The organism is Gordonia sp. AC31 (genome assembly GCF_031844505.1).
Taxonomy (GTDB): Bacteria; Actinomycetota; Actinomycetes; order Mycobacteriales; family Mycobacteriaceae; genus Gordonia; species Gordonia hongkongensis.
Genome location: NZ_JAUZVK010000016.1, coordinates 74,378 through 86,925, shown reverse-complemented (window position 1 = coordinate 86,925; position 12,548 = coordinate 74,378). Strand labels below are relative to the sequence as shown.

10 protein-coding genes are annotated in these 12,548 nt (G+C 68.7%); 4 read left to right on the top strand and 6 right to left on the bottom strand.

Going from position 1 to position 12,548, the window contains the following annotated elements; all coding sequences use genetic code 11:
- Positions 1 to 8: 8 nt before the first annotated feature.
- Positions 9 to 2,504 (top strand): helix-turn-helix transcriptional regulator, encoded by a 2,496-nt coding sequence (locus Q9R39_RS18325; RefSeq protein ID WP_311277932.1) that lies wholly within the window; start codon positions 9 to 11, stop codon positions 2,502 to 2,504.
- Positions 2,505 to 2,557: 53 nt separating this feature from the next.
- On the opposite strand, the gene Q9R39_RS18320 is transcribed toward Q9R39_RS18325, so the two are convergent.
- Genes Q9R39_RS18320 through Q9R39_RS18305 form a run of 4 tightly spaced genes read right to left on the bottom strand, consistent with a single transcriptional unit; the run spans position 2,558 to position 5,723 of the window.
- Positions 2,558 to 4,147, bottom strand: a complete 1,590-nt coding sequence (locus Q9R39_RS18320; protein ID WP_311277931.1) for a fatty acyl-CoA synthetase — start codon at positions 4,145 to 4,147, stop codon at positions 2,558 to 2,560.
- Positions 4,144 to 4,647, bottom strand: a complete 504-nt coding sequence (locus Q9R39_RS18315; protein ID WP_311277930.1) for a flavin reductase family protein — start codon at positions 4,645 to 4,647, stop codon at positions 4,144 to 4,146. Before Q9R39_RS18315 ends, Q9R39_RS18320 begins: the two co-directional genes overlap by 4 nt.
- Positions 4,648 to 4,705: 58 nt before the next feature.
- Positions 4,706 to 5,323 (bottom strand): 3,4-dihydroxy-2-butanone-4-phosphate synthase, encoded by a 618-nt coding sequence (locus Q9R39_RS18310; RefSeq protein WP_311277929.1) that lies wholly within the window; start codon positions 5,321 to 5,323, stop codon positions 4,706 to 4,708.
- 4 nt (positions 5,324 to 5,327) lie between these two features.
- The gene (locus Q9R39_RS18305; protein ID WP_311277928.1) at positions 5,328 to 5,723 is read right to left on the bottom strand and encodes a nuclear transport factor 2 family protein; all 396 of its coding nucleotides are present in this window, start codon (positions 5,721 to 5,723) and stop codon (positions 5,328 to 5,330) included.
- Positions 5,724 to 6,008: 285 nt separating this feature from the next.
- Between Q9R39_RS18305 and Q9R39_RS18300 the strand changes: the two genes are divergently transcribed.
- On the top strand, positions 6,009 to 8,633 hold the full coding sequence (locus tag Q9R39_RS18300; protein WP_311277927.1) for a LuxR C-terminal-related transcriptional regulator: 2,625 nt from the start codon (positions 6,009 to 6,011) through the stop codon (positions 8,631 to 8,633).
- Between the two features lie 30 nt (positions 8,634 to 8,663).
- On the opposite strand, the gene Q9R39_RS18295 is transcribed toward Q9R39_RS18300, so the two are convergent.
- Positions 8,664 to 9,500 carry a mycofactocin-coupled SDR family oxidoreductase gene (locus tag Q9R39_RS18295; RefSeq protein ID WP_311277926.1) on the bottom strand — a complete coding sequence of 279 codons (837 nt, stop codon included), beginning with the start codon at positions 9,498 to 9,500 and terminating at the stop codon, positions 8,664 to 8,666.
- Between the two features lie 59 nt (positions 9,501 to 9,559).
- Entirely contained in the window at positions 9,560 to 10,762 is a 1,203-nt protein-coding gene (locus Q9R39_RS18290) for an acyl-CoA dehydrogenase family protein (RefSeq protein WP_311277925.1), read from the bottom strand.
- A gap of 293 nt (positions 10,763 to 11,055) precedes the next feature.
- Here Q9R39_RS18290 and Q9R39_RS18285 point away from each other — a divergent pair, with 293 nt between their 5' ends.
- Both Q9R39_RS18285 and Q9R39_RS18280 read left to right on the top strand, forming a co-directional pair.
- Entirely contained in the window at positions 11,056 to 11,766 is a 711-nt protein-coding gene (locus tag Q9R39_RS18285; protein ID WP_311277924.1) for an enoyl-CoA hydratase/isomerase family protein, read from the top strand.
- Positions 11,763 to 12,521, top strand: a complete 759-nt coding sequence (locus tag Q9R39_RS18280) for an SDR family oxidoreductase (RefSeq protein ID WP_311277923.1) — start codon at positions 11,763 to 11,765, stop codon at positions 12,519 to 12,521. The genes Q9R39_RS18285 and Q9R39_RS18280 overlap by 4 nt, the downstream gene beginning before the upstream one ends.
- Positions 12,522 to 12,548 lie beyond the last annotated feature (27 nt).

Below are 12,548 nucleotides of genomic sequence, written 5' to 3'. Positions count from 1 at the left end.
TGCTCTCCATGACACCGACGACATCGGTCTCCGCGATCGGCGGGCGTCCTGACCCGTCACCCGCAGCGTCGCGCACCGCATCCTGGGTGAGTGGCGTCCTCGATCGCGCGCGAGCGGGTCATCCCCTGTGCGCGGTGGCGGTCGGGACCCCGGGCAGCGGCCGCACTGCGCTGCTGACCGCCGTACACGACCGATTCAGGGGGCAGGATCTCCCGGTCAGTGTCGGGTTACCCGCCGCCGACGGCGCGGGTCCCGTGTTCGTGCTGGCCGACGACATGCATCTGTGGCCGGTGGCCATGTTCGAGACCGCGATGGGCATGCTCGACGCGGGAACGATCGGGTTGATCGCCACGACCGAACCGCGGGAACTGGACCCGAACATCCGCCGGTTGCGCGACCGCGCCCGACCGTTCGGGGCCGTCCTCGAACTCGAGGCGCTGGGTACCGCCGATGTTCTGACCCGCGCGTCCCGCGCCGGGCTGACGCTAGCACCCACCACGGCATCGCAGATCCGCCGGCGCTGCGGAGGAGCGCGAGCGCTCATCGACGCCGCGCTTCTGGCGATCCGGGACTCCGGGCCCGGTGCGGGAACGCGGATCATCGACGACCCGGCGGCCGCGGAGATGGCGGTCGTCGACCGGTTGGCCCGTGAATGGCATCACCGTGTGCTGAGGGGCCTCGATCCGCTGACGCTGGCAGTGCTCGTCCTCGCCTCGGTGCGGGCTCCGCTCGACCCCGACAGTGTCGCCGAGGCGACTGGCGTCAACCGGGCCGACGCGGTCGATGCCGTCGACCGGGCGCGGGGATGCGGACTGCTGCGCGGGTCCGGCACCTTCGTGTCCGCCGCCGCCGGACCGCTGCGAGATGTGGTGGGCGACCGACGAATAGACGAACTCCGCCGCAGCGCCGTGGTCGTCGGACTGCGTGCGACCGAGCTCGCCCCCGACACTGCGCTGCTCGCGGCCGAGGCCGGTGTCGACGACCCGCGAATCGTCGACGCGCTGCTGGCCGGCGCGGTCGACGCGACCGCTGCGCGGGCGGTGGTCCTCCTGCAGGCCGCCGATCGGGTGGAGCCGGGGCGTGATGACGTCCGGCTGCTGATGGCCCAGCGCGCCCTGGCGTCGGGGGATCTCGACGGTGCGGGTGCCGCGGCCGACCGTCGGCTGGAATCGGCCGCACCCACAGACGAATGGGTCGCGGAGTGGGTGGAGCTTGCCGCCGCAGTCGCGGCGCGGCGCGGACTCGCTTCGCACGCCGCCGACCTGTATCGCTGGACGGGATCCGATCTTCCTGCATCGCAGTCGTTGTCGGCTGCCGTTGCCCTGCTCGCGGTCGGCGACCGCGCGGCGGCCACGGCCATCGGCGCGGCCGATCGTGGCCGCGCGCCGGTGGCGAGTCGGGCCACACGGTCGCTGGTGGTCCGCGGGCTGCTCGCCACCCTCGACGACACGGCCGAGATGAGTCCCGGCGATGCGGTCGACGCCGTGGTCCGCGGTACCTCGGCAGGGGCGACGTCATCCCGAGACCCGTCTGCTGCCCGAATTCTGCACGCGGCCGCCGCAGTGGCGTTGAACCTCGGCGACACCGTTGCCGCGCAATCGATCCGGACGGTGGCGGCGGAGCCGGCCCGGACCATTCTCGACGCCGAGGCCGCGCTCGCCGTCGGCGATCTCGAAGCGGCCGCGCGTCTGCTTCCGACGACGGAACCCCAGGGGATGTCCGAACGCTTTCGGGTGCAGGCCATCCGGGTCGGGTTGGCCCGCCGCAACGGCGACCTGTCCGCGCTGTCGGCCGCGTGGCAGGACGGCCTGGCGCTGCTGGCCGCCACCGAGGTGGACCTCTACCTGTTGCGTCCGCTTGGCGAGTTCTGGATCGCCGCAGCGCGACTGGGTCGGATTCCGGCGATTGCGCGGTATGTGGACGCGGCCGACCGGTTGCTCGCGAATCTGGGCGACCCCCCGGCATGGTCGGCGTCGTGGGACTTCGCGGGCGTCCAAGCCGCCACCATCACGCGTGACGAGTCCGCTGTGGCGCATCGGTTGACTCGTCTCGACCTCGCGGCGGCCCAGAACCACACGGTTGGGTCGCTGACGACCGGTGCGCGCGCCTGGGTCGCGCTGAGCGACGCCGGCGAATCAACGGAACCCGTCACCGCCGCGGTCGAAGCGTTACGGAGCATCGGATTGCACTGGGAGGCAGCGCGCCTCGCAGGTATGGCCGCGTCGCGCGCCGACGATCCCGCGACCGCGGCCGGCCTCCTGGACACCGCTCGCTCGGCAGGCGAAGATCGGCGGTCGACTCCGCTGATCGGCGGGCCGCTCACCGATCGCGAGGCCGAGGTCGCCCACGAGCTGCTCCAGGGTTTCACCTATCGGGAAATCGGTGAGCGGCTGTACATCTCGGCGAAGACCGTCGAACATCACGTCGCCCGGATCCGACGTCGGCTCGACGCCGGATCGCGGTCGGAACTGATGGCCGCCCTCCGCGCGGCCGGGTATCGGTGACGGGGTTCGGCCTGAGTCGAGAGTGCCTGAGTCTATCGATCTGGGCGCGGGGTCTACGCCTCGACGGCCGCGTCGAACTCCTGCCGCAGAGTGCGTTTGAGGATCTTCCCGCTCGGGTTCTTGGGCAGTTCGTCCGAGACGAGCACGTACTTGGGCACCTTGTAGGGCGCCAGTACGTCGCGGCAGGCCGCGATCACCGAGTCGGCGTCGAGTTCGGCGCCGACGTCGGGGACCACGGTCGCGGCCACCGCCTCGATCCACTTGGGGTGCGGCACTCCGTAAACGGCGGCCTCGCGAACCCCGGCGATCTCGAACAGTGCTTCCTCGACTTCTCGACTGGACACGTTCTCGCCGCCGGTCTTGATCATGTCCTTCTTGCGGTCCACCACCCACAGGTAGCCGTCGTCGTCGAAATAGCCCAGGTCCCCGGAGTGGAACCAGCCGCCGGCGAACGCCTCGGCGGTGGCTTCCGGCCGGTTGTGATAGCCGAGTGTGACCTGTGGACTGCGGTGCACGATCTCGCCGACCACGCCGGGGTCCACGGGGCGATTCGCGTCGTCGACGATCCGGGTGGTCACGTTGAGCGCTGCCACGCCGGCTGATCCGGGCCGCGCATCTTGCTGCTCGGGTGGGAGCACCGTCGCAAGAGAACCCATCTCGGTCTGACCATAGAAGTTCCACAGGCGAAGACGGGGGAGGAGAGTGCGGAGTTCGCGGAGGATCTCGGTGGGCAGAGCGCTCGCCCCGTAGTAACCCTTGCGCAGCGACGAGACATCCCGTGGCTCGCGACGCAGAAGCGAGACCAGCGCCACCCAGACGGTCGGTGGGCAGAACAGGTTCGTGGCCCGATGCCGTTGCACCGCATCGAGGATCGCGGTGGGGTCCGGACGGTCGAGGATGATGCTCTGCGCTCCGAGAACGATGTCGGTGACGAGGAAGTTGTCGAGTTGCGCACAGTGATACAGGGGAAGGGCGTGGACTTCGACGTCTCCGGCTTCCATGCCGCCCGAGCTGATGCAGGACATGTACTGCCACATCAGCGTTCGACTCGAGTGCACAACGCCCTTGGGACGCGACTCGGTGCCGGAGGTGTACATGATCCGGATCGGGAGATCGTCGGACACGGAGACCTCCGGCGCGGGTGGATGCGGATGGTCGAGGTCGACCGCCAGCTCGCTCCAGACGGTCGAGGTGGCCGCCCCGGTGAGGCCGATGGCGCTCAGGGCCGAAGGCCGATGTGTCGCACGGATGACGGCCTCGTCGGCCACCGCCGTCAGCGCGTCCTCGGCGACGATCAGCGCCGGGGTGCTGTCGTCGATCAAATAGGCCAGTTCCCCTGCGGTGAGCGAGAAGTTGACCGGTACGGCGATGGCGCCGATCCGCGCCGCGGCGAAGACGAGGACCGGGAACTGCCAGCAGTTGTGCGCGAGGATCATCATGCGGTCGCCGGTGCGTACTCCCGCCGACCACAGGTAGGAGGCGGCGGCGTCGACCCGATCGTCGAGCTGGGCGAAGGTCAGCGTGGTGTCCCGGTGGACGATCGCGGTGCGATGAGGCCAGCGTGCGGCACTACGACGCGGGATGTCGCCGAGGGAGTGCGCGGTGATGGTCGCGCGCGCGTGCCCACCGTCGATGGCCGTCACGACCGGACCTCGGCGAGCGGGACGTGGGTTCCGAACCGACGCCCGTGATAGGTCAACGGCGCTGCCTCGGAATCTCTTTCGACGTCGACGACCGAGCCGAACAGCAGCGCGTGGTCGCCACCCTGCACCACCTCCGCGAGCGTGCAGGCAACCCATACCGCGGTGCCGGTGATCCGGGGCACGCCGGTCGCGAGGGTCCAGTCGATCGTGTCGAACTTGTCGTCGCCCTTCGTCGCGAACCGGAGCGCGATGTTCTCCTGCGCCGCGTCGAGGACGTTGACGCCGAATGCGGTCGCCCCGCGGATGTGGCGCAGGCTCTCCGAGGTTTCGGCCAGAGCGACGGCGATGAGCAGCGGATCCACCGACAGTGACATCACCGCGCTCACGGTCGTGCCGTGGGGGCGATCGCCGTCCATGGTGGTGATGACGCTGACGGGCGCGCACATGTGCGCCATCGCGTCGCGAAACGTCGAACTCAGGTCGACGGCGGTGAGTGACATGGTCATCTCCTGGTGTGAGTGCGGCACGTGTCGGCCGCTCGAGGTGGCCGCCCGGGTCCTAGCGGACCGCGGAGTGGCGGAGGACGGGCAGGCCGACGGCCGCGGCGTCCTCGACGGTGGTGGCGATCCGTGTCGGATCGAAGGTCGAGGTGAGCGCGCAGAACGCGACACCCGGGGACGGTTCGGACCCGTGCGTGCCGACAGCGACACCGCCCAGATGCGCGAGAGATGTCGCGCGATCGGGGGTTCCGTGCCGGTCCCCGGTCAAGACGGGCACCACGTGCCCGGGTCTGGTGAACGAGGCCGCAATCGCGTCCGTCGAGGCCAGGGTTGCGACGGTGATGGCGCGGTCGTGCGCGGAGATTCCGGTCGTGGTGCCGGAGACGGCATCCACCGTCACGCACATGCGACCGACCCCGGTGGGAGCGTGCTGCCACGACATCGGTGGAAGATGAAGCCGCTCAGCGGTGTCGGTGTCAACGGTGACGAACAGCAGTCCCGAACCGTGCCGGACAATCGTCGCGATCGACGACACGTCGGCGAACGCGGCCAGGGCGACGAGATCGCATCCGCCTCCGTCGACGTCGTCGACCACGACGACCGGTCGGCCGCAGGCCAGCGCCGACAGCGCGGCCTCCGGGTCGCTCACCGCCGGGGCGGCCATCACCGAGGTCACGATGTCACCCGGTGATTCCGGCGTCGGCCCAGAACTTCTCGAACGACGACGGCACCACATCGGTGCCGTGGGTGACCTTGCCGTCGACGAAGCGGTGGGTCATCACCATGGTGATGTCGAGCTCGTGGTCGCCGAGACGCCGGTAGGCGCGAACGTTCGCGGTCACCAGCTCGTCGCCGTGGACCTCGGTGGCGAGGACCTCGTTGCGCGACTCGTCCAACTTGGCGAGTACTCCGAACGCCTCGAGGAACTCGCCCTTCGTGTACAGCCGTTGCGTGCCCTCGAGGGTGAAACCGGCCCACGTCATGGTGTCGTCGTACAGCGCGACAAGGGGACCGGGGTCGCCGGCGTCGGCCGCCGCGAAGGCGTTCTTGAGAGCGTCGGCGTTCTGTTGGCTCACGTCCGGGTGTCCTTTCATCGGCGGTCAGATACCGCGTCGGTGTGGTGTCCATCACTGTGGACGCCGACGCCGCCCGCGGATAACCGTCCAACTACGTGTTCTCGGACCAGATCCGGCGCACGTGGCACCGCCTACGGGTCGATGCAGGTGAAATGCATTACCCGGCCTGCTGCGACGTCCGGTTCGGACCCGACCGCGAGTTGGTCTGACACAAGTTGACCCCCCTGGTTGCATCCGCCCTCCGACTGGACGCACAGTGATCTGGATCTCAGCGATAGGGGTGACATGAACGTCGACGAGTGGGCCGAGATCCGCCGCTGTCATGGCGAGGGCGAGTCCATCAAGGCGATGGCCGAACGGCTCGGGATGTCGCGCAACACGGTGCGGCGGGCGCTGTCGATGGCAACGCCACCCGACGACCGGCGCCGAACTCGCGGTTCGGTGGTCGACGACGTGGACGACCGGATTCGAGAGATCCTGATCGGGTCGCCGGACACCACGATCGCCGAGATCGCGAGGGTGCTGGACTGGGACCGCAGCCGCACGGTGCTCGCACGGCGGGTTCGTGGCCTTCGTGAAGAGATCGACGCGGCTCGGCGCGAGTCCGATCTCGTCGGGGCGGTGTTGCCGCAGCAGACGACCAGCTTCGTCGGCCGGCGCGATGAACTCCGCGAACTGCGCGCACTGCTAGGCCGGCATCGGGTGGTCACGCTCGCCGGTCCGGGCGGTATCGGCAAGACCCGTCTTGCGACCGAGGCGGCGACGGAGTTCCGGCGCGCGTTCCCCGACGGCGTCAGGTTCGTCAGCCTCGCGGCCAGTCGTGACGATCACATGCTCGCGCAGGTGGTCTGCGACGCTCTGGGACTCGAAGGCCGGGATGCGCATTCGCAGTCGGTCGAGGACACGCTCGTGTCGTTCCTCCAGCATCGGCGCATGCTCCTCATCCTCGACAACTGCGAGCAGGTCATCGACGGCGCCGCCCGGCTGGTGGCGCGGATCGCCGAGGAGACCACCAGCGTGCGAATCCTCGCGACGTCACGGGAAGTGCTGGCCATCCCGGGCGAGTATGTCTACCGGCTGGCGCCGCTGCCCACCGGGGACCGCTCGCGGCCCGGTGCCATGGAACTGTTCACACACCGCGCCGAGGCGGTCCTGTCCGGTTTCACCGTGGACGATGACAGCGCGGCGGATGTCCGGCGCATCTGTGAGCGGCTCGACGGCATCCCGTTGGCGATCGAGCTGGCGTGTTCTCGTTTGACGGTGCTCAGCGTTCGCGAGTTGGCCGATCTCCTCGACAACCGGGTCCTGGCGCTCAACAACGGAACCCGTGACCGCACGACTCGACACCGGAGTCTGCAGGCGACCATCGACTGGAGCTACGAACTGTGCAGTCCGTCCGAGCAGCGGCTGTGGGCCAGCCTGTCGGTGTTCGCAGAGGGATTCGAGCTCGACGCGGTAACTGCCGTGTGCCGAGAGGACGGCGAAACCGAAGTGCTGGACTCGATGTCGGCGCTCGTCTCGAAATCAGTCGTGCTGCGGGACACGGTCGACGGGCGAGTGCGTTTTCGGATGCTGGAGTCGATTCGGGAGTACGGTGCCGGACGTCTCGCATCATCGCAGCAATCGGCATTGCGGGCACGGTTGTTGGACTGGGCCCTGCGAACGATCGCGGACTGCGCCGCGCGGTGGTTCAGTGCCGATCAGGTCACTCTTGCGGCTGTGGTCCGTCGCAACCGCGCCAATCTGCGTGCGGCCGTGCAGTCGGCGCTGAACGACCCGGCTCTGCGTCCTCGGCTCGGTGACGTCGCGACCGCACTCGGTTCGGCGAAATTTCTGTGGGCATGCGGGATCTCGATTCGGGAGCAACGGGCCTGGATCAACCAGTTGCTGAGTCTGTCGGAGCTGGATCGTGGGACCGTCGGCCGACTGCTCGCCACCCTGGGCCTGATCCAGACCCTGCAGGGCGACCGCAACGCGGCCGAGTTCACCCTGCGACGAGCCGGCGAACTGGCCCGCGCACACAATGATCGCGAGACGGCGGCCTTCGCCACCCATACGTCCGGTCTGCGCGCCCTGTTCGATGGCGACTTCGGTTCGGCGACTGCGCTGTTCGAGTGTGCCGAGTCTGCCTATCGAAACCTCGCGGGCAGTGCCGAGCTCCTGGCCACCCTGCGCGTCCACCAGGGCATGCTCGGAGCGGCGACGCTCGACGTCGACGGTGCTGCGACGCTGTTCAGGTCGGCCCACGAGTCGGCGCGGGCGGTGGGGGAATCGTGGTTCCTTGCGTACGCGACATACGGACTCGGGCTCACCGCGTGGATCGCCGGCGATCACGCCACGGCGGCCGCGATGGCGACCGATGCGCTTCGTAGTCACCGCGTCTTCGACGATGCGATCGGCACCACGCTCATGACCGATCTCCTCGGGTGGTCCATGGCCTCGGCCGGCGAGGGCGGCCGCGCGGCGGTGCTGCTGGGGGCGGCGTCGACCCGGTGGGATCTCGTCGGTCAGCAACTGTACGGTTCGCAGCACTGGAATTCGTTGCGGGACAGAGCTCTGTCCGCGACACACGAGCAGATGTCGGACGCCTCCTTCGAGGTGGCGTGGCGGCGCGGGCGGACGATGTCCACCACGGAGTTGTACGCCTTCGTCTTCGGGTCGGACCAGGTACCCGCGACCGACGACGTCGAGGACGATCCGCGCGACATCCTGTCGCCACGCGAGCGGGAGGTCGCGGACCTGGTGGTCGACGGGCTGACGAACCGGCAGATCGCCGAGCACCTCGTCCTGTCGGTGCGGACCGTCGAGGGGCATGTTGAACACGTCTTGCGTAAGTCGGGCGTCGGGCGTCGCTCCGAGCTCGCCTCGGTGATGAGGGACAGCCGCCGGCACCCCGCGACGACGGTGTGAGTCGCCGCGGGGCGTCGGTGGGGCGGTTGATCAGACCTTCTCCAGCGAGCCCGCGTCGATGGGCAGGGCCACGCCGGTGACAAACCGGGCAGAATCCGATGCCAGCCAGACCACGGCGTCGGAGATGTCGTCCGGCTCGAGCCACGGGGTGGGCAAGAGGTTCATCCCGCTCTGACACGCCTCGCGGAAGTCGTCCTGCGTGGGCGCGTCGAGGTCGGGCCGGAACAGCTTGTACATCGCCTCGTGGTCGATCATGTCGGTCAGCACCGACGTGGGATGGATCGAGTTGCAGCGGATGCTGTGTGCGCCGAGTTCGTTTGCGGCAGTGCGCGCGAGACCGGTCACCCCGTGCTTCGCAGCGACGTAGTGGGCGAAGTTGGGGAAGCCCTGCAGTCCGCCGGTGGAGCTGATCAGGATGATCGAACCGCCCTCGCCCTGCTCGATCAGGGTCGGCACGGCGGCGCGCATCGTCTTCCACACGCCACTCAGGTTGACGTCGATCATCTCGTCCCACTGCTCTTCGGTCAGTTCGTGCAGCGGCGCCGAGGAGAAGATGCCGGCGTTGGCGACGACGATGTCGAGCCGCCCGAGTTCCGCGACGCCCTCGCGTACCGCGGTCTGCATCCCCTCGAGGTCACGTACATCGGTGACCGCGACATGTGCACGGCGCCCGGTCTTCTCGACCAGTCGCGCGGTTTCGTCGAGCTCCTCGCGGGTGCTGCCGCGGTATGCGGTGGTGTCCAGCTTTGCGCAGATGTCGACGATGATGACGTCGGCACCCTCGTCGGCGAGACGTACGGCATGCGACCTGCCCTGGCCTCGTGCCGCTCCGGTGACCAGCGCGACGCGCCCGTCCAGTTGACCCATGATGTTCTCTCCTTCTGTTCGTGTGGTCGTGAGATGTCGTGTCTGTACGACGCGGTTGATCAGGCGCCGCGGTTGCGGTAGGCGGGGACGATCGCGGGTGCCGCTTCGACGAGCGTCATACGGTCGATCAGAGCGTGCTGGGTGGCGACCGCGGCGTCGCGCACGCACCGGCCGAGCGCGCTGGGCGTCCGCACCGTCGCACTGCCGGCCCAGCGGTGGGCGAAGTCGACCACCGAGGCGGCGACCTCCTGGCTCCACGTCGCGGCCTGACGCATGCGGGCACGTTGGGCGTCGGTGATCGGCCGACCGGCCGCGGCCGTGGCCTCGGCGTCACCGTAGACCTCGTAGACGTACGCACTCGCTGCACGGAACAGTGCCTCGTTGCGCACGAAGTCGAGACGGAAGAGGTCGGACTCACCGACCGGGCCGTCGTAGCCGGGGCGCATCTTGCTCGCGGTGATGTCGGCGATCTCCTGCAGGGCGCGCTCGGCCAGGCCCAGCGCCACCGGTGCGTGTCCGCCGACGCCGATACCGAGCAATCCCAGCTGGTAGACCGGCTCGGGCCGGACGGGCACAGTCGAGAAGGTCTCCATGGTGTGGCGCTCCGGGACGAACTGGTCATCGACCACGTAGTCGTAGGAGCCGGTGCCGACCATCCCCATGACGGTCCAGTTGCCGAGGAATTCGACCTGCTCACGCGGAAGGAAAGAGATGCGGCACTCCGGTTGCCCGGCTGCGTCGAGAACGGGGTTGCCCGCTTCGTCATGGACGACGAACCCGGCGCCGATGTGCGTCGCATGGGCCGATCCGCTGGCGAACTGGAACCGGCCACTCACCCGATAACCACCGTCCACCCGTACACCGCGACCGGTCGGGACGACCATTCCGGCCGTGATCGCGCGAGTGGGTTCGGTGAACAGTTCACCGGCGCCGGCGTCGGTCATGAAGCCGGCAGCGACGGCCATGCTGCAGGTGTTGGCCATGAACGCCCACCCGGTCGAACCATCGGCCCGCGAGATCTCCTGGATGATCCGGAAAGCGGTGACGATGTCGAGACCGCCGCCGCCCCATTCGGTGGGGATCAGCATCCAGAACAGGTTGCTCTCGGTGAGCGCGTCGACGACGGGCTCGGTGATCGTTGCGGCCGATTCGATGGCGTCGGCTTCGGACTCGACGACGCGGGCGACATCGCGAGCCCGTGCCAAGTAGTCGACGTCGGAGAAACTGCTGTTCTCCTCGACGAGCGGAGCTGTGATGGTCATGCCTTACCTCTCAGTGGGGACCCGTTATGGCTTGCATCACACTGCGCCCGTTCGGATCGTGGCCACAGCGTGGACACCACGTGATCCACTACGTGGTCGGCAAACCCGCGACCACATGACCCAGGATCCCGCGCATCGGGCCCGGTCGGTGGTACCAACAGGTCATGGACCACCCCCTGTGGCACGACGACCGGGCCCCACTCTGATGCCGGCGGTCGTCGTCGAGCGCCGGCGAGGTCACTACCATCACCCTCGATCGCCCGGACGCGCTGAACACGCTGAACGCCGACCTCGTGCGGGAACTGACGCTCGCGCTCGACGAGGTCGACGACGACCCCGGTTGCCGGGTCGTGATCCTGACCGGGGCGGGCCGCGCATTCTGCGCCGGACTCGACCTGAACGGTTATGGCGACGACGACCTCGTCACCGAACAGGGCGGGGTGATCCCGATGTTCGAGCGCCAACAGGACATCGCCGGGCTCGCGCTCCGCTTGCACGGGTTGCGCCAGCCGGTGATCGCCGCGGTCAACGGGCCGGCGGCCGGCGGCGGTCTCGCCCTGGTGTGCGCGAGCGACATCCGCATCGGGTCCACGTCGAGCGTGTACGCGGTCGGATTCATCCGGGCCGGGTTCTCCGCCTGCGATATCGGGGTGTCGTGGTTGCTGCCGCGTCTCGTCGGGACGGGCCGGGCGCACGAACTCATGCTGACCGGCCGCAAGTTCACGGCCGTCGAGGCGGAGCGATACGGGTTGCTCGTCGAACTCGCCGAGCCCGACGAGCTCCTGGAGCGGGCACGCGCCACGGCGGGTCTGATCCTGGCCAACCCGCCGCTGTCGGTGGAACTCACCAAGGTCGGGATGTGGGCCGCGGTGGAGTCCGATTCCTTCAGTGCCACGGTCGAATTCGAGAACCGGCAGCAGATGATCACGGCGATGACCGAAGATCGGGGCGAGGCGACCGCCGCCTTCCTGGAGAAACGAGCACCGAGGTACCGACGACGATGACTTCTGACCTGTTCGATGTGAGTGGCAAGACCGTGCTGGTCACCGGCGGCACGTCGGGTATCGGGGCGATGATCGCCCACGGCCTGCATGACCGCGGAGGGCGGGTCCTCATCACCGGTCGCAACGATGACGCGCTCGCCGAGGCGCGCGCCGCGGGACTGACTGCGTTACAGGCAAATCTGTCGACGCCCGAGGGCGCACGAACTCTCGCGCAGCAGGTGGCGTCGGAGATCGACGCCCTCGACGTCCTGGTGAACAACGCCGGCGCGACGTGGGGTGCGCCACTCGAGGACTTCCCGGATTCGGCCTGGGACCGGGTGCTGAAGCTCAACGTCCAGACGCCATTCGTGCTCACTCAGGCTCTGTTGCCGTTGCTGACCGGTCCTGCCACTGCCGAGAATCCGTCGCGGGTGATCATGATCGGCAGTGTCGACGGGATTCGGGTGCCGCGCACCGCGTCGTACTCCTACTCGTCGAGCAAGGCGGCGGTCCATCAACTCACGCGGCATCTCGCGCGGGACCTCGGACCGCGTCACGTCACCGTGAACGCCATTGCGCCGGGGCCTTTCGAGTCGAAGATGATGGCGCCGATCCTGGCCGAGTTGGGCGATGAGGTCGCCGCAGCCTCCCCGCTGGGGCGTATCGGTCGAGCCGACGACATGATCGGGACAGTGGTGTACCTCGCCAGTCGAGCGGGCTGCTACCTCACCGGGACCGTCATTCCCGTCGACGGTGGGATAGCGACAACGCTCTGACCTGTTCTACGGAACACCGATCGGTGG